Source organism: Kribbella sp. DT2, assembly GCF_049844575.1.
In the GTDB taxonomy this organism is placed as follows: Bacteria; Actinomycetota; Actinomycetes; order Propionibacteriales; family Kribbellaceae; genus Kribbella.
This window is the reverse complement of the sequence record NZ_JBNCLH010000007.1, coordinates 136,466-157,704: the sequence shown is the minus strand read 5'-3', so window position 1 is coordinate 157,704 and position 21,239 is coordinate 136,466. Positions and strand designations below refer to the sequence as shown.

15 protein-coding genes and 1 pseudogene are annotated in these 21,239 nt (G+C 70.3%); 5 read left to right on the top strand and 11 right to left on the bottom strand.

All coding sequences use genetic code 11. The features are described from left to right. Position 1 precedes the first annotated feature (1 nt). Entirely contained in the window at positions 2 to 1,528 is a 1,527-nt protein-coding gene (locus ACLQ2O_RS28285; protein WP_425836920.1) for a helix-turn-helix domain-containing protein, read from the bottom strand. 155 nt (positions 1,529 to 1,683) lie between these two features. Between ACLQ2O_RS28285 and ACLQ2O_RS28280 the strand changes: the two genes are divergently transcribed. After that, positions 1,684 to 2,907 carry a hypothetical protein gene (locus ACLQ2O_RS28280; RefSeq protein WP_425836917.1) on the top strand — a complete coding sequence of 408 codons (1,224 nt, stop codon included), beginning with the start codon at positions 1,684 to 1,686 and terminating at the stop codon, positions 2,905 to 2,907. Here ACLQ2O_RS28280 and ACLQ2O_RS28275 read toward each other — a convergent pair. The 8 genes from ACLQ2O_RS28275 to ACLQ2O_RS28240 all read right to left on the bottom strand — a co-directional run bounded on the left by ACLQ2O_RS28275 (position 2,904) and on the right by ACLQ2O_RS28240 (position 13,771). Next, entirely contained in the window at positions 2,904 to 3,179 is a 276-nt protein-coding gene (locus tag ACLQ2O_RS28275; RefSeq protein WP_425836914.1) for a YciI family protein, read from the bottom strand. The two genes, ACLQ2O_RS28280 and ACLQ2O_RS28275, sit on opposite strands and share 4 nt — an antisense overlap. 152 nt (positions 3,180 to 3,331) lie before the next feature. Further along, the gene (locus ACLQ2O_RS28270; protein WP_425836911.1) at positions 3,332 to 4,123 is read right to left on the bottom strand and encodes a class I SAM-dependent methyltransferase; all 792 of its coding nucleotides are present in this window, start codon (positions 4,121 to 4,123) and stop codon (positions 3,332 to 3,334) included. A gap of 576 nt (positions 4,124 to 4,699) precedes the next feature. Beyond that, on the bottom strand, positions 4,700 to 7,477 hold the full coding sequence (ppdK, locus tag ACLQ2O_RS28265) for a pyruvate, phosphate dikinase (RefSeq protein WP_425836907.1): 2,778 nt from the start codon (positions 7,475 to 7,477) through the stop codon (positions 4,700 to 4,702). 147 nt (positions 7,478 to 7,624) lie between these two features. Beyond that, complete coding sequence (locus tag ACLQ2O_RS28260) at positions 7,625 to 9,586, bottom strand: vWA domain-containing protein (protein WP_425836904.1); 1,962 nt, start codon at positions 9,584 to 9,586, stop codon at positions 7,625 to 7,627. A gap of 30 nt (positions 9,587 to 9,616) precedes the next feature. Further along, positions 9,617 to 11,014 carry an ATP-binding protein gene (locus ACLQ2O_RS28255; RefSeq protein ID WP_425836901.1) on the bottom strand — a complete coding sequence of 466 codons (1,398 nt, stop codon included), beginning with the start codon at positions 11,012 to 11,014 and terminating at the stop codon, positions 9,617 to 9,619. A 43-nt stretch (positions 11,015 to 11,057) separates the two neighbouring features. Beyond that, the gene (locus ACLQ2O_RS28250; protein WP_425836898.1) at positions 11,058 to 11,753 is read right to left on the bottom strand and encodes a MerR family transcriptional regulator; all 696 of its coding nucleotides are present in this window, start codon (positions 11,751 to 11,753) and stop codon (positions 11,058 to 11,060) included. Next, the gene (locus ACLQ2O_RS28245) at positions 11,750 to 13,048 is read right to left on the bottom strand and encodes a serine hydrolase domain-containing protein (RefSeq protein WP_425836895.1); all 1,299 of its coding nucleotides are present in this window, start codon (positions 13,046 to 13,048) and stop codon (positions 11,750 to 11,752) included. Before ACLQ2O_RS28245 ends, ACLQ2O_RS28250 begins: the two co-directional genes overlap by 4 nt. 9 nt (positions 13,049 to 13,057) lie before the next feature. Then, on the bottom strand, positions 13,058 to 13,771 hold the full coding sequence (locus ACLQ2O_RS28240) for a Clp protease N-terminal domain-containing protein (RefSeq protein ID WP_425836892.1): 714 nt from the start codon (positions 13,769 to 13,771) through the stop codon (positions 13,058 to 13,060). Positions 13,772 to 13,867: 96 nt separating this feature from the next. Here ACLQ2O_RS28240 and mug point away from each other — a divergent pair, with 96 nt between their 5' ends. Then, the gene (gene mug, locus ACLQ2O_RS28235; RefSeq protein WP_425836889.1) at positions 13,868 to 14,419 is read left to right on the top strand and encodes a G/U mismatch-specific DNA glycosylase; all 552 of its coding nucleotides are present in this window, start codon (positions 13,868 to 13,870) and stop codon (positions 14,417 to 14,419) included. Positions 14,420 to 14,455: 36 nt separating this feature from the next. On the opposite strand, the gene ACLQ2O_RS28230 is transcribed toward mug, so the two are convergent. Further along, entirely contained in the window at positions 14,456 to 15,037 is a 582-nt protein-coding gene (locus ACLQ2O_RS28230; protein WP_425837816.1) for an alpha/beta hydrolase, read from the bottom strand. 144 nt (positions 15,038 to 15,181) lie between these two features. Here ACLQ2O_RS28230 and ACLQ2O_RS28225 point away from each other — a divergent pair, with 144 nt between their 5' ends. Beyond that, positions 15,182 to 16,156, top strand: coding sequence for a small ribosomal subunit Rsm22 family protein (locus ACLQ2O_RS28225; protein ID WP_425836886.1), 975 nt, complete (start codon positions 15,182 to 15,184; stop codon positions 16,154 to 16,156). A 26-nt stretch (positions 16,157 to 16,182) separates the two neighbouring features. Continuing rightward, positions 16,183 to 19,587 carry a HEAT repeat domain-containing protein gene (locus ACLQ2O_RS28220; protein ID WP_425836883.1) on the top strand — a complete coding sequence of 1,135 codons (3,405 nt, stop codon included), beginning with the start codon at positions 16,183 to 16,185 and terminating at the stop codon, positions 19,585 to 19,587. A gap of 34 nt (positions 19,588 to 19,621) precedes the next feature. Here the strand turns inward: ACLQ2O_RS28220 and ligD are convergent, their stop codons facing one another. Beyond that, on the bottom strand, positions 19,622 to 20,593 hold the full coding sequence (gene ligD / locus ACLQ2O_RS28215) for a non-homologous end-joining DNA ligase (RefSeq protein WP_425836880.1): 972 nt from the start codon (positions 20,591 to 20,593) through the stop codon (positions 19,622 to 19,624). A 52-nt stretch (positions 20,594 to 20,645) separates the two neighbouring features. On the opposite strand from ligD, the pseudogene ACLQ2O_RS28210 reads away from it, so the two are divergent. Next, positions 20,646 to 21,175, top strand: a pseudogene (locus ACLQ2O_RS28210) (DUF1028 domain-containing protein); the annotation flags it as partial. Between the last annotated feature and the right edge of the window lie 64 nt (positions 21,176 to 21,239).

Genomic DNA, 21,239 nt, shown 5'->3' with positions numbered 1-21,239 from the left:
CTCAGATGTCGCGGAAGGTCTCGATCTGGGCGCCCAGCGAGTTGAGCCGGGTGGCCAGGTCCTCGTACCCGCGGTTGATCACGTAGACCGAGCGCAGCACCGACGTGCCCTTCGCCGCCATCATCGCGATCAGCGTGACGACCGCGGGCCGGAGCGCCGGCGGGCACATGATCTCGGCGCCGGAGAAGTGTGTCGGGCCCTCGACCATCACGCGGTGCGGGTCGAGCAGCTTGACCCGGCCGCCGAGCTTGTTCAGGTCGGTCAGGTAGATCGCGCGGTTCTCGTAGACCCAGTCGTGGATCAGGGTCTGGCCGGTCGCCGTCGCCGCGATCACCGCGAAGAACGGCAGGTTGTCGATGTTCAGGCCCGGGAACGGCATCGGGTGGATCTTGTCGATCGGCGCGTGCAGCGTCGACGGGCGCGTGGTCAGGTCGACCAGCCGGGTCCGGCCGTTCTCGGCCAGGTACTCCTCGGAGCGGCTGTAGTCGAGGCCCATCTCCTCCAGCAGCGCCAGCTCGATCTCCAGGAACTCCACCGGCGCGCGCCGGATGGTGATCTCCGAGCTGGTGACGATCGCCGCGGTGAGCAGGCTCATCGCCTCGATCGGGTCCTCCGACGGCGCGTAGTCGACGTCGACGTCGATCTCCGGCCGGCCGTGCACGGTCAGCGTGGTCGAGCCGACGCCGTCGATCTTCACGCCGAGCAGGTCGAGGTAGAAGCACAGGTCCTGGACCATGTAGTTGGACGAGGCGTTGCGGATCACCGTCACCCCGTCGTACCGGGCGGCGGCCATGATCGCGTTCTCGGTCACGGTGTCACCGCGCTCGGTCAGCACGATCGGCTTGCCCGGCGTGATCGCCCGGTTGACCACCGCGTGGTACTCCCCCGCGGTCGCCTTGATCTCCAGGCCGAACGGGCGCAGCGCCGACATGTGCGGCTCGACGGTCCGGGTGCCGAGGTCGCAGCCACCGGCGTACGGGAGGGCGAAGGTGTCCTCACGGTGCAGCAGCGGGCCGAGGAACATGATGATGGAGCGCGTACGACGGGCTGCCTCGGCGTCCATGCCGCCGAGGTCGAGGTGCTCCGGCGGGACGATCTCCAGGTCGCCGGCGTCGTTCAGCCAGGTGGTCTTCACGCCGATCGAGTTCAGCACCTCGAGCAGCCGGTTGACCTCCTCGATCCGCGCGACCTTGCGCAGCGTGGTGCGGCCCTTGTTCAGCAGGCTGGCGCACAGCAGCGCGACACCGGCGTTCTTCGACGACTTGACGTCGATCGATCCGGACAGCTGGCGTCCACCCACCACGCGGAGGTGGACCGGACCGCCACCGAGAGAGACAATTTCGGAGTCGAGTGCCTCGCCGATCCGGGCGAGCATCTCGAGAGTGAGGTTCTGATGACCCTTTTCGATCCGGTTCACAGCACTCTGGCTCGTGCCGAGCACGTCGGCGAGCTGGGTCTGCGTCCAGCCGCGGTGCTTGCGGGCGTCCCGGATCAGGTTTCCGATCCGGCTCAGGTAGTCATCGGTCATGCGCCGGACCTTATCTCACATGTGAGATACCGCTGCACCGACCCGCCGCTCACAGCGTAGCCAACATCACGCCGCACCGACCGGCCACCCCCGGTGCGACCGTCGCCCCTTACAGTTACAGCCACCCCGCCGCCGCCATCGGAGAGGACCAGCAGATGCCCGACGACGTCAGCACCGCCGCCGGTGTGACCGAGTTCGAGGCCGAGTCCTGGCCTCTCGAAGCAGCCGCCGACGGCCTCGCGCAGGTGATCGAGGGCTTCCACAACGGTGACACCCGCCCGTTGGTGATCGGCGACGGCGACCAGCCGGTGCTGGTCGTGCTGGCGGTCGCGGACCTGGCCGACTTCCGCGCCCGGATCGCCGAGCTGCTCGGCAACCCGGTCGACGCCGGCTGGCTGCGGTACTACCTGCGCTCGAACTTCGACATGAGCTCGGAGACCCTGGTCGAGCAGCTCGGTGTCGACACCGACCACGGGCTCAGCTCGCTGGCCAGCCAGGTGAACGTCGAGCAGGCCGCCGTCCTGCTGCCCGACCACCTACGCCGTACCGAAGCCGGCGGGAACCCGCTGATGCTGATCGGTGACGGCATGCTCGCGACCGCCGCGCTGATCGCGTTCCCGGCCTTCTCGGTCCTGCTCGCGATGGAGGGCGGCGGCACCGAGGAGGACGACTCCTGCGCGCACGACGAGGAGGAGAAGCCGACCACCCCGCTGGAGGTGCTGGCCGAGCGGCTCGGCCCGATCTCGACGCAGCTGGTCGCGCAGATCAACGCCGGGCGGGAGCCGGGCCTGCCGAAGTACGACCTGCACTTCGAGGACGACCTGATCGAGCACCTGCGCGGACTCGAGGAGCGCGCGCAGAAGGCCCCGAACGGCGGCGCCCACGAGGAGCTGTCAGAGCTGCTGCACCAGTTCGACCAGATGCGCAGCGGGCTGATGAGCGACGACGAGGACGAAGAGCTGAGCGAGGCGCCGTACCTGGAGATCGGTGACCTGGCGGCCGCCCTGCCCCAGGTGCGCGACAGCTTCCGCGGCGGCGCCGACGACCCGTACCTGATCGGCGTCGACGGGCACCCGCTGGCCGGGCTGATCTCCTACGACCTGTACGAGATGCTGCAGCAGGTGTCGGTCGACATGGACGGCACCGACGACGCGCCGGTGCTGCCGCTGCCGAAGCCGCGGTGGGAGAGCGGGCCGGAGCTGGTCCCGTTCGAGGCCGCGCTCGAGGTGTGCGGTGCCGTCCTCGAGGACATCAAGGGCGGCACCGGCACGCTGCTGTTCATCGAGGACGACGGCGGCGAGCCGGAGCTGGTGCTCGGCCCGCTCAGCTGGTTCTGGGCGTACGTCGACTACCTGGACCTGGAAGCCGCTGAGGCCTAGGCCGTGAAGACCTGGTTCCACTCCTTGAGGGTGGCCAGCTCGTACACCCCGGCCGGGGTGTACGGGTCCTTGGCCAGGATGTCGCGCATCTCCGCCTCGTCGGCGACGTCGTAGATCAGGAGCGCGCCGGACTCGTCCGCGAACGGTCCGGCCTCGACGAGCTTGCCGGCTTCCTTCAGGGACGCCAGGTAGTCCCGGTGGGCCGGACGGACCTGCATCCGCGCCTCGGAGTCGGACACGTCGAACGTCAGCTGCACAGCGAAGATGGCCATGCCCGCAACTCTACAAGAGCGCGCGAGAACCCAACCGAACAAGGGGATTTGGTGCGGGAAGGGAGTCACGAGCCGCCACAGCGGCTGGTTCGAGTCAGACCCGAAAGTCGACGTGTGATGCCCTTCCCGCCCGGCTATCTTGGACTGCCGGATCAGCCCAACGCAAGAGGTTGGTGAAGACGATTTGCTGCGGTCAGCAGCGTCAGGTAACGCTTGGTGACCGAACCCCCGGCCGCCTCGATCAGGCCCCGGATACAGTTGTACAGACCGTCACGCGCCTGCTCTGTCAAGACCCGGTGACCCGAGTACGACGACAACAGTGCGAGGTACTCGGCGGCCGTGTAGGTCAGCTCCCACTCGTACCGCCACACCCGCGCCGGACCGAACCGGCCCGACGCCGCGATTTCCTCCTCGTCCCCCGTCACCGAGTCCGCCGCCGGCATCCCCCGGGGATCGGCATCGTCGGTGAACCGGTCGTAGCAGTCCTGGACGTCGACCCAGAACTGCTCGCTCCCGCCGGCGACATGATGCGTCGACACCACAGCCAGTACGCCGCCCGGCCGCAACGCGTCGGCCGCCTTGCCGACCCGCGTCGCCGGGTCGAGCCAGTGGAACGCCGTCGCCGACAGCACCACGTCGAACCGCTCGGCCGGCAGCGCCCAGGTGTCGAAGTCCGCGACGATCACCTCGAGCTCGGGCAACTTGTCTCGCGCGATCCCACCGAGCGCCGGACTCAGCTCGACCGCCTTGACCGACCACCCACGCCGCACCATCGGCGCGGTCGCCTGCCCGGTCCCGCACCCGATCTCCAGCACCCGCGGCCGCGCCACCGGTCCAACCATCCGCCCGACCTCGTCGAACACGCGCCCCGGGTACGAAGGCCGCACGCGGTCGTACAGCTCCGCGTCGTCTCCGAACGTCCCCCGCAACTCCAACCGCCCCATGCGAGCAGGCTAGCTGTACTCGGTCTGACGTCGGTGACATCGCGGCGCGGCCTGTCGCCGAGTCCCCAATGCTCCAGGCCCGCCGCCCGCCTTTGAGCACAGCCGTTCGCAGGCCTTCGGGATGGCTGGCCGGTGCACAAGGTGGATCTGGGGATGGTGGGAGCGCGGCTGGTCAGCGGGCTGGCGGCCCCGGGGCCGGCCCGCGGGGTGGGGCGTAGAGGACCGACCGACAGGAGGTCTCCTGCGCGGGTTGCGTGGGTGAGCGGGGGTCAGGCGTAGGTCGGCGTAGTCGTGGACCGGTTTGCCGGAGACATCCTGTCGGTCGGTACCTCGTGGCCGAGTACACCTAGGTCCCGCGCTGCCGCAGGCGCTGCCCTGAACGCAAGAGCGCCGGCAGCAGCAACGGGGCGAACGCGGTCGCCAGGCCGATCAGGACGGCGGCCAGGAAGCCTGTCCGGGCCGCGTCCCGCAGGCGTTCGTTCCTCAGGTTTCATTGCCCGAGGCAAGTAGCTTCCACCGCAAGGAGATCTCCCCGTTTCCCCTCACGACAGCCCTGCCCCGGGCGTGCGGGCAGCGTCAGTCCAGGGTGGCGCGGCCCGCTTCCAGGCGGGCGACCGGGATGCGGAACGGGGAGCAGCTGACGTAGTCCAGGCCGACCTCGTGGAAGAAGTGGATGCTGTCCGGGTCGCCGCCGTGCTCGCCGCAGATGCCGAGCTTGAGGTCCGGGCGGGTCGCGCGGCCGCGCTCGACGCCGGTGCGGACCAGACTGCCGACGCCTTCGCGGTCGATCGACTCGAACGGCGAGACCGCGAAGATGCCCTTCTCCAGGTAGCGGGAGAAGAACGAGCCCTCGACGTCGTCGCGGCTGAAGCCCCAGGTGGTCTGGGTCAGGTCGTTGGTCCCGAAGGAGAAGAAGTCCGCGGCTTCAGCGATCTGGTCCGCGATCACCGCGGCCCGCGGCAACTCGATCATGGTGCCGATGGGCGTCGCCCACTCCACACCGTCTGCTGCGGCGGAGCCGCTCGCAACCGCGCCACCCTCTGGAGTAACCGTCGCGCCCGCAGGTGTCGCGTCGGCCGCGACCTCGGCCAGGACCCGTTCGACCTCGTCGCGCGCCAGCTGCAGTTCCTGGATCGCGCCGACGAGCGGGATCATGATCTCCGGCCGCGGGTCCTTGCCGGCCTTCCGCAGCTCGGCCGCCGCCGAGGCGATCGCGCGGACCTGCATCGCGAACAGACCAGGAATCATCAGCCCCAGCCGTACGCCGCGCAGCCCGAGCATCGGGTTCTGCTCGTGCAGCCGCTCGACCGCGGCCAGCAGCTTGACGTCGTGCCCCGGCTCCTCGCCGCGCTCCTTGGCCAGCGCGACCTTCACCGCGAGGTCCTCCATCGACGGCAGGAACTCGTGCAGCGGCGGATCGATCAGCCGGATCGTCACCGGCAGCCCGTCCATCGCGTCGAGCAGCTCCAGGAAGTCCCCACGCTGCAAGGGCTCCAGCTCCGCCAGCGCGGCATCGCGCTCGGCGTCGTCCTCGGCCAGGATCAGCCGCTCGACCGACTCCCGCCGCTCACCGAGGAACATGTGCTCGGTCCGGCACAGACCGATGCCCTGGGCACCGAACCGTCGAGCGCGCGCGGCATCGTCCGCGGTGTCCGCGTTCGTCCGTACGCCGAGCCGCCGGATCTCGTCGGCGTGCGTCATCAGCCGGTGCACCGCGGCCACCAGCTCGTCACCGGCGTCCGGCGCCAGCGAGCCCTCGAAGTACTGCACGACCGGCGACGGAACGACCGGCACCTCACCGAGGAACACCTCACCGGTGGTGCCGTCGATCGAGATCAGCTCACCCGGCCCGAACGTCGTACCGTTCACGGTGATCGTCTCGGCCGCGACGTTGACGTCGAGCTCGTCGGCGCCGCACACACAGGTCTTGCCCATCCCCCGCGCGACCACGGCCGCGTGCGACGTCTTGCCGCCCCGGCTGGTCAGGATGCCCTGCGCGGCGATCATCCCGTGCAGGTCGTCGGGGTTCGTCTCCCGCCGTACGAGGACGACCTTCTCGCCGCGATCAGCAGCAGCGACGGCGGCCGCCGACGTGAACACGACCTTCCCGGAAGCAGCACCCGGCGAAGCCCCGATCGCCTTGGTGACCAGCTCCTTCGACGCATCGGCGTCGAACCGCGGGAACATCAGCTGCGCGAGCTGCGCGCCCTTGACCCGCTTGAGCGCCTCGTCGGTGTCGATCATGCCCTCGTCGACGAGGCTGGTCGCGATCCGGAACGCGGCGGCCGCGGTCCGCTTGCCGACGCGGGTCTGCAGCATCCACAGCTTGCCGCGCTCGACCGTGAACTCGATGTCGCACAGGTCCTTGTAGTGGCCTTCGAGCGTCGCCATGATCTCCATCAGCGCGTCGTACGACGTCTTGTCGATCTGCTCCAGGTCGGCCAGCGGGACGGTGTTGCGGATGCCGGCCACGACGTCCTCGCCCTGCGCGTTCTGCAGGTAGTCGCCGTACACGCCGGGTTGGCCGCTGGACGGGTCGCGGGTGAACGCGACGCCGGTGCCGGAGTCCATGCCGAGGTTGCCGAAGACCATCGAGCAGACGCTGACCGCGGTGCCGAGGTCGGCCGCGATGCGCTCCTGGCGGCGGTAGAGGATCGCGCGCTCGGAGTTCCACGAGCCGAACACGGCCTCGGTCGCGAGGTCCATCTGCTCGCGCGGGTCCTGCGGGAAGTCGCGGCCGGTGTGCTCACGGACCGCGGCCTTGAAGGTGCCGACCAGTGCCTCGAGGTCGTCGGCGTCCAGGTCGAGGTCGTTCTTGGTGCCCTTGGCCTGCTTGGCCGCCTCGATCGCGTCCTCGAAGACGTCGCCTTCCATGCCCAGCACGGTCTTGCCGAACATCTGGATCAGCCGCCGGTAGGCGTCCCAGGCGAACCGCGGGTTGCCGGACTGGTGGGCCAGGCCGTTGACCGAGTCGTCGTTCAGGCCGACGTTGAGAACGGTCTCCATCATGCCGGGCATCGACACGGCAGCACCGGACCGCACCGAGACCAGCAACGGGTCGTCGGCCTGGCCGAGCTTCTTGCCCATCTTCTGCTGCAGGACGTCGACGTGGTGGTCGATCTCCTCGGCCAGCTCCGCGGGCACCGAACCGGTGGCCAGGTAGACCTTGCAGGCCTCGGCGGAGATGGTGAAACCGGGCGGCACCGGCAGCCCGATGTTGGTCATCTCGGCCAGGTTCGCCCCCTTGCCGCCGAGGAGCTCCTTCATTTCCTTGTTGCCTTCGGCGAAGTCGTAGACGAGTTTCGGCACAGTCACTCCCAAGGTGGTCGAGCGATGCGGTGTGGGTCGCGGCATGGTGACCGCTGGCCCGTCCGACTCCAATGGCGGGGGCGTCTTTTCAGAGTAAGCCCAGAAACCAGTCCACTTGCACACTGGTCTCACATTGAGATCGTGACCCTGCCCACACGACAAAGGTGGAAAACCCTTACCACCTTGGGATTGTCAGAACTTTCGCCGAGTTCTCAAGTAATCACCGACCACCGCCGCTCCCAGTCCGTCGGCGTCCGGCGCGAGCACGCGTCCGCCGCTGCGCCGCGCGAGCAGGTCGACGAACTTCTCCAGCCGCGGGTCGTCGCCGAGCCGGAAGACGGTCAGCGAAGCGCCGAGCTTGGCCAGCCGGTCCACCTCGAAGATCGTCTTGCGCAGCGTCGCCGGTTCCGGCGGGTACGAGAACTCCGCCGTACCGTCCGGCTCCAGGTGAGCCGTCGGCTCCCCGTCCGTCACCATCAGTACGACGGGCTGCGCGTCCGGGTGCCGGCGTAGGTGCCGGCCCGCGAGCAGCAACGCGTGGTGCGCGTTGGTGCCCTGCTCCCAGGTGCCTTCGAGCCCGATCAGCTGCGGCAGCTCGACCACCCCGGCGTACCGGCCGAAGGTGATCAGCTGGAGCGCGTCGTTGCGGTAGCGGGTCGAGATGAGCTGGTGCAGCGCGAGCGCCGTCCGCTTCATCGGGAGCCAGCGGTTCTCCTGGACCATCGACCAGGAGGTGTCCACCAGCAACGCCACCGCCGCCCGCGCCCGGTGCTCGGTCTCGGCGATCTCCACGTCGGCGACGTCCAGCCGGACGCCCCCACCAACGCTTGCACTGCGCAGTACGGCGTTGCGCACGGTCTTCGGTACGTCCCACGCCTGCGTATCGCCGAACTGCCACTGGCGAGTCGATCCACTCAACTCCCCCGCGGCCCCGGCCGACGCCGACTCCCGCTCACCCGACTGACCGCGAGCAGCCCGCAGTACGTCGGACAGCGCGGTCTGCCCGAGCTGCCGCAGCGCCTTCGGCGACAGCCGCAACGAGCCGTCGGGAGCGCGCTCCAGCAGACCCTGGTTGCGCAGCTCGCGCTCCAGCTCGCTCAACCGGCGGGCATCGACCGTCGCCTCGTCCCCGAGCTGCCGGGTCAGAGCATCCAGATCGATGTCCTCCAACCGCGCGCCCGGGTACGACTGGCTGAGTTGCTCAGCCAGCGCATCCAGCTCGGCCAGGTCGTTCATCGCCTTCGCACCCTCGGCCAGGCCGAGCGGATCGTCGCCGCTCATCTGCTCACCCGAGTACCAGTCTTCGCCGGGCCGCAGCGCCTGCAGCTGTGAATCCAGCTGGGACAGCTGCTGCGACAGCTCAGGACTGCCGAACGCCTGCTGCGAGAGCTGGGCCAACTCGGCCCGCTGCTCCGGGGTCATCGAGTTCATCATCCGTTGCGCCGCGGCTGCTCGCCGGGCCAGCGCGTCGATGAGCTCGTCGACGTTCCGCGGGTTCTCCGGGAAGAACTCGCCGTGCTTGGCCATGAACTGCTCGAACAGCTGGTCCACGTCCGGCCGGTTCTGCGCGTGCGCGGCCAGCAGGGCGTTGAGATCGGCCAGCATCTCGTTGACCCGTGCAACGTCCTCGGGCGTCGTGTTCTGCAACGCCTCCTTCATGCCCTCGAAGCGCGACCCGAGCAGCTCCTTGCCGAGCAGCTCGCGGATCTCCTCGTACTTCTGCCGCGCCTGCGGCGACTGCCAGTCGTACTCCGCCAGCTCCCGTACGGCGGCCGCCGTACCGGACGGCAACGCGTCGAGCTGCGCCTCGCGGAACCGGGCGTCGTCCGACGGGTTCGGGAACAGGTCGTGCCGCTCGGCCTCCAGCGCTTCGTCGAGCAGGCGCTGGACGTCGCGCAGGGTGCCTTCGAGGTTGTGCCGGGACTGGATCTCACGCCGCCGCTCCCAGAGCCGGCGGGTGAGGTCGTCCAGGCCTTGCGTGTTCCGGGTGCCGCGGCGGAGCAGCTCCTCCAGCGCGGACCGCGGCGACGATCCGGCCATCACGTCCTGGCCGAGCTCGTCGAGCGCGTCCCGCAGATCCACCGGCGGCGCCAGCGGATCGGGCCCTTCGTGCCAGGGCCCGTACGACCAGCCTTCGGGTATCGCAGCGGTCATCTCAGCCCTCCTTCCGGGCGTGCCGACATCTCAGGCTCCGTAGACCGTCGTGTCGTCGTCGGCGTCCTTCGCGAGTCGTTTCGACAGGTAGAGCGCCTCCAGCGCGAGCTCCACCGCGGCCGCGATCCGGCCTGGTGAGTCGTTCGGCTCGACGCCCGCCCGTGCGGCGACGTCGTGCAGTACCGGCAGCTCGGGAAGAGCAGACAGTACGTCGCGACCAGGAATCCGCTCGCCCGTCGTCACCAAGTGGCCCTCGGCAACGGCATTCGCCAGCGGCGTCAGGTCCAGCCCGGCGAACCGCTCCCGCGCCGTGTCAGCCACCGATCGACGCAGCAGGTACTCGAGCAACTCGGTCTCGCGGCCCTCTTCGCCAGGCTCGAACTCGAGCTTGCCCCGCAGTACGGCGGGCACCGCGTCGAGATCGACCGGCCTGGCAACGGCCGGTTCCTCGCCGGTGATCGCGCTACGCCGCAGCGCTGCAGCCGCAACGGTCTCAGCAGCAGCAACAGCGAACCGAGCAGACACACCCGACCGCTGATCGATCGCCGTCGACTCGCGCAGGTGCCGGACGAACCGCGCCAGCACCTCGAGCAGCGGCTCCCCGACCTCCGCGGTCAGCTCCGCCTCCTGCCGTACGACCTCCACCTCGGCGTCGACGTCGAGCGGGTAGTGGGTCCGGACCTCGGCGCCGAACCGGTCCTTCAGGGGCGTGATGATCCGGCCGCGGTTGGTGTAGTCCTCGGGGTTGGCCGTTGCCACCAGCAACACGTCGAGCGGCAGCCGCAGCGTGTAACCACGGACCTGGATGTCGCGCTCCTCCATCACGTTCAGCAGCGCGACCTGGATCCGCTCGGCCAGGTCGGGCAGCTCGTTGATCGCGACGATCCCCCGGTGCGCCCGGGGAACCAGGCCGAAGTGGATCGTCTCGGGGTCACCGAGGCTGCGGCCCTCGGCGACCTTGACCGGGTCGACGTCGCCGATCAGGTCACCGACGGAGGTGTCGGGCGTCGCCAGCTTCTCGGCGTACCGCAGGTCGCGGTGCAGCCAGGTCACCGGCAGGTCGTCGCCGAGCTCGGCGGCCCGGCGCTTCGACGCCGGCGTGATCGGGTCGAGCGGGTGCTCGGGCAGCTCCGCTCCCTCGATCACAGGGGTCCATTCGTCGAGCAGCCCGATCAGCGTGCGCAGCAGACGGGTCTTGCCCTGGCCGCGCTCACCGAGCAGGACCACGTCGTGCCCGGCGAGCAGCGCCCGCTCGAGCTGGGGAATCACGGTTCGGGAGAACCCGACGATGCCGGGCCACGGGTCGTCGCCGGCGCGCAGCTTGGTCAGCAGGTTGTCGCGGATCTCGGCTTTGATGGTGCGGGGAAGGTAACCGGCGGCGCGAAGCTCGCCGGCCTTCCGGGGAAGGTCAGCAGGTGCACTAGTCACTCTGACGACGTTAGCTCGCTCACCCCAAGGAAGTCCCGGCGTTTCACCGGTTGAGGTAGGCATCCAACAAGGCTGCACCGTGCAACATCGCTCTCGTTCGCCGATCGTGCGCCGCCCGACGCTCGGCAACGGCTGCTCTGAGCGCCTCCGCGCTGCCCGTACGGCGAAGTCCCTCCAGCACCGGACGGATCTGGTCGAACCCGTACCGGCCCTGGCGCAGCATGTGGATGATCCGCGCGTCCCGGACCTGTCCGGGCTGGTAGCGGCGGTAGTTCGTGCCGCGCTCCCGAGCGGGCGTGAGCAGCCCGGCGGCCTCCCAGACCCGCAGCGCGGACGTTCGGATCCCGAGCTGGTGGGCCAGCTCTCCGACCCGCAGCGGTGGGCCCGAGACCGGCTGGCCGTCGAGGAACTGCTCGGCCGCAGCGCCGAGAGCCTCACTGGCCGTGTCGGTCGCTCGGCGTTGTTCGTGCAGCTCGGCGTGGCTCTGGTCGATCACGCGCAGCGCCAGCTCGATGTCGCCGTCGTGCACCGCGCGCATGATCAGTTGCGCGCTCTCGGCACCGAACCCGGGCGCCAGCGCGCGGTAGGTCAGCAGCGCGTCGAGGTGCTGCTCGTCGTACTGGCGGTAGCCGCTCTCGGTGCGCGGGGCTTCGGGCAGCACACCCGCGGCCTCGTAGTTGCGGATCAACTGGGTCGAGACGCCGACCCGGCGTGCGAGGTCGACCGGGCGCAGGCTCATCCCTGGACCCGGGGCGTGACGCGGCCGGAGGTGAACAGGTACGCCGGCCGGAAGGTGACCGGCGTCCACGGCTGGTCGTCGGAGCTGCGGACGACGAAGTGGTCGCCGTCCAGCGGCTCGGTCGGCAGCAGCTCGAACTCCTGCACCGGCTCCTCCGCGAACGCCAGCCGATCGCCGGTCGCCTGGTAGGTGAGCATGAGCTTGCCGTCCCGCCGCAGCACCTCCATCGCCACGCTCGCCCGCTCGTACCGGCCGAGCTGCGCCTCCCCCCATCCCTCCTCTTCCCTCCGATCCCTCAGTTCGGCAGGTCGAGGCGCCGCCGGAAGTTCGACCTCCGCGTAGTGCGCGAACACTTCGGTCGCCAGCTCCTCGAACAGCCCCGGTGCGTTGCCCGAGTTCGTCAGCAGGCAGAACGCGAGCCGCGCCTCCGGGTCGATCCGCAGGAACGCCAGCTGCGAGATCGTCGCGCCGTCGTGGCCGAACACCCGGCGCCCCGACCAGTCGAACAGCCGCCAGGTCAGGCCGAGCTCGGTCAGCCCGCCGGTCCCGCCCGGGTAGCTGACCTGCGGCTCGCGCATCTCGGCGTACTGGTCGAGGTGCAGCTGCGCGAACTTCAGCACGTCTTCGGCCTTGGCCGTGATCAGCCCCGCGGGCCCGACGCTGCGCGGCAGCTGCCAGGTCGTCACGACCTCGCCGGTGCCCGCGACGTGTCCGGTCGCGGCGCGGTGCAGGATCGCCTCCTCGGGCAGCGTGACCGTCGCGGTCAGGCCGAGCGGCTCGACCAGCCGGGCGCGGAGCGACTCGTCCCAGGTCCGCTCGTCGAGCACCTCGATGATCCGTCCGAGCAGCACGAAGCCGGCGTTGCAGTACGAGTACGCCGTACCGGGCTCGAACAGTTGCGGTACGTCGGCCAGCAGCGCGACGTACCGCTCGACGCAGTCGTCCCCGCGGCCGGTGTCGGTGAACACGTCGCCGTCGATCCCGCTGGTGTGCGTCAGCAGCTGACGGACCGTGATCCGCGCGTCGATCGATGCCTCGGGCAACAGCTTGACCACCGCGTCGTCCAGCGCCAGCCGTCCCTCGGCGGCGAGCTGGACGATCATCGTCGCCGTCCACGGCTTGGTCACCGAGCCGATCTGGAAGACCGAGTCGGCGGTCGTCTCGATCCCGGTCCGCCGGTTGAGCACGCCGTACGGCGCGATCGTCTGCTCACCGTCGACCCACACACCGAGCACCGCGCCCGGTACGTCGTACTTCGCGGCCAGGTGCGTCAGTCTCGCGGTCCAGTCAGGCACGAGGCCAAACTACTTGCCCTTGGTCAGCTCCTCCAGCGCGGCCCGGACGCCGTCGCGCGCCTCCTCCTCGGTCAGGCCGAGCTGGTTCAGCACCTTGGCCGCGACACCGCTCGGGTAGTGGTAGAAGGCGAGCAGCAGGTGCTCGGTGCCGACGTAGTTGTGGCCGAGCAGGAAGGCCTCCTCGGCCGCATGGCCGATCACGTGCGACGCCCGCGGCGTCATCGGCAGACCTTCGGCCGGGATGGATTCGAGCGGCACGGCCGGCTCGACCGCCAGGTCGACCGAGGCCACGACCTCGGTCTCGGTGATGTCGGCGTTCTCGAGCAGCTTGGTGGCCAGCGAGTACGGCTCGGTGAACAGCGCGAGCAGCAGGTGCTCGGTCTCGACGAAGCCCTGACCACGATCGCGGGCGACCTCGGAGGCGGCCTTCACAACCGCCAGGGTCCGCGGGGTGAACCTGTTGAGATCGAGCTTGGCCGGCCAGGAGTCGTTGAACCGCTTGTGCGCGGCCTGCTTGCTGACACCGAGCACGGAACTGATCTCGACCCACGACTTGCCGGCGCCGCGGGCGCGGTCGACGAAGTAGCCGAGCGCGGCGTCGGAGGTCGCGGTCAGGTCACTGATCGTGCCGGCCGCGACCGCGAGCTGCGCGAGCTCGTCATCGCTGCCGGTGTCGGTCCGGATGGTGTCGATGAGCTGCTGAAGATCTGGTCCGGGAGTCATGCCGTCAACCCTAGGTTGACAATCTCAATACGTCAACCCTGGGTTGACATCAACACTCGTGCCGAACGAAGTCGGTGAGCGCCTTAGGGTGTGGGGATGCAGGAGTTGGCGGATCTGATCAGACCTGGGCTGAAGGTCTTGTTCTCTGGCATCAACCCCGGGTTGCTCTCGGCCCGAACCGGCCACCACTTCGCCCGCCCCGGCAACCGCTTCTGGCCCGCACTCCACCAGGCAGGCTTCACTCCCCGTCAGCTCAAACCCGCCGAGCAGACCGAACTGCTCGATCTCGGCCTCGGCATCACCAACGTCGTCGACCGCCCGTCGGCCCGCGCCGACGAACTGACCAAGGCCGAGTTCCGCGCCGGCGGCGAGAACCTCGAGCGCAAGGTGCTCGAGTTCGCCCCCGACTGGCTCGCCGTCGTCGGCGTCACCGCCTACCGCGACGCCTTCGGCCTTCCGAAGGCCGCCATCGGCCGGCAGAACCGCACGATCGGCCCGACCCAGGTCTGGATCCTCCCGAACCCCAGCGGACTGAACGCGCACTACACCCTGCCGAAACTCGCCATCGCGTACGCAGAGCTCCGCACCGCCGCCGGCCTGCCGGACCTCGCGCCCGCGCCGGATCAGGTCGACCCGGCTGCTAGCTGAGCGCCGCCGGACCTCGCCCGGCGCCTGGACGAACTGCTAGCTGAGCGCCTTCAGGATGAAGTCGGCTACCGCCTCCGGCTGCGACACCGCGACCGAGTGCGACCCTTCGACCTCGACCGTTGTACCGCCCGCGCGCTCGGCCATGAAGCGCTGGGCCTCCGGGTGGATCGCCTGGTCCTGGGTCGAGATCAGCGTCCAGCTCGGCAGCTTCTTCCACCCCGGCTCACCGGTGAACTCCTCCTCGAGCCCCTGAGCCGCGACCGGACGCTGGCTGGCCGCGAGCACCCGGCTCACCTCGATCGGGAGATCCGCCGCGAACACCTCCGGGTACGCCGCCGCATCGAGCCGCAGCTCCGGCGCCTGGGTCCCGTCCGCCTGCGGGAACAGCGCCGGCCGCACCGCCGCCCCGAACGGCGTCTCCGGGAACTTCCCCGAGATCCCCGCCGGGCTCTCCCCTTCGTCCGGCACGAACGCCGCCACGTGGACGAGCCCGACCACGTTCTCCAGCTCCTGCGCCGCCTTGTTGATCACCGCACCGCCGTACGAGTGACCGACGAGCAGCACCGGCCCGCCGATCTGCCGGACCGCGCTGGCGACGTACGCCGCATCAGGAGTCAGCCCGCGCAGCGGGTTCGCGACCGCGACGTCGATGCGGGTGTCGCTGCCCGCCGAGTAGGCCGCGCCACTCCCCGTGTCGAGGCCGCAGGCCTCGGCGGGGGCGTTAGGATCTGCGGGTTCGTAGGTGCTGACGGAGGACGGAAGATGGCGGACCTGCCGCAGGACCTGCGGAATGCATTGGACGTGGCGCTGGCCAGCGTCCCGGCGGCGCAGTTGACCAGCACCTTCCAGCGGCTCAGCACGCGCTACCGCGAGGAGCAGGCGGCGACCTCGCCCATCATGGCGTCGCCGGCCGACGTGATCACCTACTCGGCGTACCGCATGCCGGCGACGTTCGCCGCCGTCCGGTCGACGCTCGAGCAGGCCGCCCTGCAACTACCCGACTTCGCACCGGCCAAGCAGCTCGACATCGGCGGCGGTACCGGCTCCGCGGTCTGGGCAGCAACCGACGTCTGGCCGTCACTCGCACAAGTGACCGTGCTCGAACAGGTCCCCGAAGCGATTGCCCTAGGCAAGAAACTCGCCGCGAACGCCGAGTCCCCCGCCGTCCGTGCCACGACCTGGACCACCGGCCGCCTCGACCAGTCCACCTTCGACTCCGCCGACCTGGTCACCGTCTCCTACGTCCTCAGCGAACTCTCCCCGACCCAGCAACAAGATCTCGTCAAACAACTAGCCGCCCAGCAAGGCCTGGTCGCCCTGATCGAGCCCGGCACCCCCGGCGGTTACGAACGCATCGTCGCCGCCCGCGACCAGCTCATCGCCGCCGGCCACAGCGTGATCGCCCCTTGCCCGCACGATCTCGCCTGCCCGATCCCGCGCGGCCGCGACTGGTGCCACTTCACCAGCCGCGTCAACCGCAGCGCCGTGCACCGCCGTACGAAGGGCGCCGAACTCGGCTTCGAGGACGAGAAGTTCTCGTACGTCGTCACCAGCCCGACGCTCCGCGGCCAAGCCGCCAACCGCGTCCTCCGCCACCCGCAGCAGCGCAAGGGCCTGGTCTCCCTCCGCCTCTGCACCGACACCGGCGAACTGCGCGAGGAGATCGTCTCCAAGCGCCAAGGCCCCCTCTACCGCGCCGCCCGCAACACCGACTTCGGCGACCCCTGGCCGACCTGACACCCGAGGTGGGCAGGATGGGCGCCATGCGAGCCGCTGACCTCCTCCGGTCGATCGATCCCCTCCCGTACGGCGAACGCGTGCGCGCGATCGCCGAGCAGGCCCTGCGACTCCGCGGCACCCCGGCCCTGGACGAGCTCCTCACCGACCTCGCCGCCGGCCCCGCCGACCACCGCGTCATCGGCCTCCACATCGCCCAGATCACCGGCGACGCCGCCTACGTCACACGCCTCCTCCACGACCCCGAACCCACCGTCCAGTCCCAGGCCCTGGCAGCCGTCGGCCACTGGCCCCGCCGCCCCACCCCCAGCCCGGCGGGCCCGGCCGCAGTCTCCGACGACGAGTTGCGCATCCTCCACGACGACGCCCCCGCGGCCCTCCGCCCGCGCCTCCTGCAGGTGATCCGTCGTACCGGCCGCCAGCTCCTCGCGGCCCGCCTGATCGACGAGCAGCGCGACCGCTGGGGCGACCAGTACGCCGCGGCGCTCCTCGACAGCACCGATGACCAGACCGTCCGGCGTCTCCTCCCCGAGCTCGCCTACTGCCTAGCCCCCGGCCAGTGGGAACGCCTCACCCGTCGGCACCCGCAGCCAGTCCTCGACCATGCGACGGAAACCCTCCCCACCGGATCCGACCGCGACGAGTGGTGGCAAGGCGTCGGCTACGGCGTCACCGCCGCCCTCGACCACGACGCACCACGAGCCTTCACCCTGATCAAGGCAGCCATCGCCCCCGACAACCTCCCCTGGGCAGTCGTCAAGGTCCTCGGCCGCCTGATCGACCTGGACCCCACCGGCGTACTCACCCTCCTCCTCTCCCCCGACCGAGCAAGCACCCTCCCCAGAGCCCTCACCCCAGCAGTCCGCCGCCGCCTCCACCGCTACTCCGACGAAGACCTCACCGCCCTCGGCCGCGCACTCTGGGGCGGGAGCGCCGGACTCGCCGGCCTGCTCAGCGACCTCCCACCGTCCCGCCGAGCCGGCGTCTTCACCGCGGTCACCGCCGACGTCGAGCTGCAACAGCTCCCCGGCGACCTGCTCGACGTACTGCCACAAGCAACGCGCACCGAGCAAGCCCGCCGTATGCTCACCCTCCCCGACATCGCCGAGGAATCGCACCGCCGCTGGGACATCACCTCCTACCTCCCCTACGACGAAGCATCAGCCCTGCTCGAACCCGAGATCACCCGACCCGAAGCCGCCGACCGCGCCGCCGTCTACCGCGCCGTCGTCCACGCCGCGGGCCGATCCCGGCAGCCGGCGTCAGTCCACCAGGCCCTCACCTGGGCAACCCGCGTCCGCAACGACCGTGACCCGGTCCGCCAGTCAGTCCTCGAAGCAGCCGCCGCGCTCCCACCCTCCGTACTCAACGACGACCTCGTCGAGCCGCTCCAGACCCTGCTCACCGACGCACTCGAGGCCCGCGACACCTCTTGGCCGAGCCGCGCAGCGCTGACGCAGCTCGCCCGCCAGGCGATCCACCAAGGGGCCCAGCGCAACCAATCGGCCCTGCTCGGCTGGGGCCTCGACGCCCACGCCGCGCTCACCCAGAACCGCGGCCGGGTCGACCTCGACGGTATCGTCGACGGACTCCCGCGCGGCCGCGAGGCCGCCGTGTACGACGCGCTCCGCCCGTACCTGGACAGCGCCGCCGAGCGCACCGAGTTCCAGCTGCTGTTCGCCGTCTCCACCGCGTTCGACAAACGGGCCTGGAGCAACGATCACCTGCAGGGACTGCTCGAGGTGGCGCTCTGGTCCAACCAGGAGTTCACCGTCGGCACCGCCGCCTCGCACTGGCTCCAGCCGACGGCGACCCGCGCCGAACGTGTCGGCCGGATCATCGACCGCGACCTCGGCATGGCCCAGTGGGACGCCGTGTGGTCGGCGATCGTGACGGTCCGCACGGATCTCCTCGACGCCGTCCTCGCCGATCCCGCCCGCAGCCAGCTCTTCACCAAGAACCACGCCCCCTGGCGAGTCGGCGGCTCGACGCTCCGCCGCTGGCTCCCCCGTCAGCACCGCCGGTACGCCGAAGTGGTCGCCGCCGTCGCCGATGACTCCCGCCTCCCCGAATGGACCCGAGCCGAGGCCATCCTCATGCTCGGCCAACTCCCGACCATCGGCCCAGCCGCCGTCCAGCCCTACCTCCCCAACGCGACCACACCCGAGGCAGAAGCGAGCGCTGCCGAGCCCGGCGCCGTCCTCCTCCAGGAAGCCGCCCTCCGCGCCCTCTCCTGGTCCGACCAGCCACAGCTCGCCCTGCCCGTCCTCCTCCAGTACGCCGGCACCGACCGCGCCCGCGTAGCGGTCTACGCCGCCACCCGAGTAGCCCGCTTCGTCCGCCCGAGCACCCTCCCCGCCCTCCTCCACCCGGTCCTGACCGGCGACGGCGTCAAAGTCACCTCCCGTAAGGAAGCCGCCCGTCTCCTCGGCGAACTCCGCGCCCCCGGAGCGGCCGCCGTACTGACCGACGCCTGGAGCAACGCCCACCGTGACGTCCGGGCCGCAATCACCAGCGCCGCGTCGCAGTACCTCCTGCACGAGCCGGCCAGCTGGGCCCTGCTCCAGCAGGCCGTCCACGACAGCGCCGCCACGGCAACGGTCCTGACGCAGCGCACGCCGTACGGGCTCGCCGGCAAGTACCGCTCCCGGTACGCCGACCTGCTGATCGCCGTGACCAACCGGGCCGAGCCCGAGGTCACCCGCGCCGCCGTACTGGCGCTGCAGCACTGGGCCAGCTGGAACAACGCTGCTGCTCCCGTCATTGCGGCCTTCATCACGGACCTCAGCTCCCGCACCTGGACCAGCGCCACCTCCGCTCTCGTCGGTGTCGTCGCCACCAATCCCGACCGCGGTCTCGACGAGCTCGTCGGCTCGGTCCGGCTGCTCGTCCGCCTGGAGAACAACCCCGAGGTCTTCAACGCCCTCCCCGATCGCGATCACCCCGCCCGCCAACGCCTCACCACACTCGTCGATCGGCTCGTCAGCAACCTGGCCCATCGATCGATCGAAGCCCGCCAGTCGCTGCGCCCCGTCGCCGACGAGCTCACCGACCCGCCGTACCTGCAGCTCCGCCTGAAGCTCCTGACCACAGCCCTCTACTGGCCTACGCTCGCCCAGGACCTAGATGCCCTCGGCAACGAGGTCGCCACCAGACCGTTGGCCGCGGCAACAGCCGCCGACCTCGTCGCAGCCAGACTCTCCACCGACTCTGCCCACTGGACCCCACAGGACGTGGTCGCCGTGGCCGTCGATTTGTCGACCCGAACCGATCTCACCGCCGGCCTGTTCCTGCAGAGCCTGATCGCCACCGCCGGCCCCCGCTCCGGCTGGCAACCGGCCTGGCGCAACCTACTAGTTGCCCTCCGCAACCACCCTGCCCCGGACGTCCGCGAGCGCGCCCTGGACCTCACCACCAGCCCGGAGAACTAGCGAGACTGCCGACCAACCCCACCAGGCACAGGAGTCAGCCTTCCTCGGCCTCCCGTCGCGCCTTGGCCCGCCGCTTGCCCTCGTGCATGGCGACGACGCGAGCGATCGGGATCGCCCGCCCTTCCTCGAGCAGGTCCTCCGGGAGGGCCTGCGGCGCGGGCAGCTCCTCGGCCCAGTGATCGGCCGACGCGAGCAGGCCCGGCACGCTTCGTACGGTGAAATCGCGGGGTGAGACGTTGTCCAGCTCGTCCCACCCGACCGGGAACGACACCGGCGTACCGGGCCGGATCCGCGGACTGTACGCCGCGACGACCGTCGCGCCGCCGGCGCGGGTCGAGTCGACGAAGACCTTTCCGCCGCGGTCCTCCTTGATGTACGCCGTGGTCGCGACGGCCGGGTCGACGCGCTCGGCGCGGGCCGCGATCGCGCGGGTGGCCGCGGCGGCGTCCTCGATCGAGATCTGGTCGTCGATCGGGACGTAGACGTGCACGCCCTTCGCGCCGCTCGTCTTCACCGCGCCCTTCAGCCCGGAGTCGGTCAGCGCCTGGCGGACCAGGTGCGCGGCCTGGACCGCGAGCCCGAACGTCTCGTCGCCCTCCGGCGGGTCGAGGTCGAGCACGAGGTGGGTGACCCGGTCCCAGCGGTCGGCGCGCATCAGCGTCGGGTGGTACTCGACGGCCCGCTGGTTCGCGAACCAGAGCAGCGTCCGGCGGTCGTCGCAGAGCGCGTACGACACCTCGCGCTTGGAAGCCTCCGCCCACAGCGTCACGGTCTTCACCCACTCCGGCGTGTACTTGGGAACGTTCTTCTGCATGAACGGCTGCTGCCGCGGCCGCACCCGCTTCACGGTCAGCGGCCGGTCGCGCAGCTCGGGCAGCATCCGTTCGTGCACCGCGTCGAGGTAGTCGACGAGATCCCGCTTGGTCGCCTCCGCGCCGTCGAACAACGGCTGATCGAGGTTGGTCAGGTCGACCCCGTCACGCGTCTCGTCCGGTGTGCTCGCCATGGGCCGAGCCTAAACTGCTCCCGGCCCGTTCAGACCTGGAAGGAACCGGCGAATGACGTTCTCGATCGTGGCGTACGACGTGGGGTCGGCGTCGTGGGGTGTGGCAGTGGCCTCGAAGTTCCTGGCCGTCGGGGCGGTCGTGCCCTGGGCCGGGCAGACGCCGGTGCGGTGGCGACTCAGGCGTCGGCGAACCTGTCGTACGGGCCGGACGGGCTCGATCTGCTGGCCGACGGGCTCTCGGCCTCGGACGTGGTTGAGCGACTGACCGCGGCGGACGACGGGCGGGACAGCCGGCAGGTCGGCATCGTCGACGCCGCGGGCCGGGGTGCGACCTACACCGGGCCGGAGTGCATGGACTGGGCCGGTGGCATCGCGGGCAACGGTTTCGCTGTTCAGGGCAATATCCTCGCCGGTCCGCACGTCGTCCAAGCGATGGCGGACACCTGGCGCGACCTCTCCGACGAGCCCTTCGCCCACCGCCTCCTGCAGTCCCTCGCCGCCGGGGACCAGGCCGGTGGCGACCGCCGCGGCCGGCAGGGCGCTGCCCTCCGCGTCTGGCGCGCCGGCGCGGCGTACGGCGGTCAGCTCGACATCGCGATCGACCTTCGCGTCGACGACCACCGCACTCCGGTCGAGGAGCTCGGCC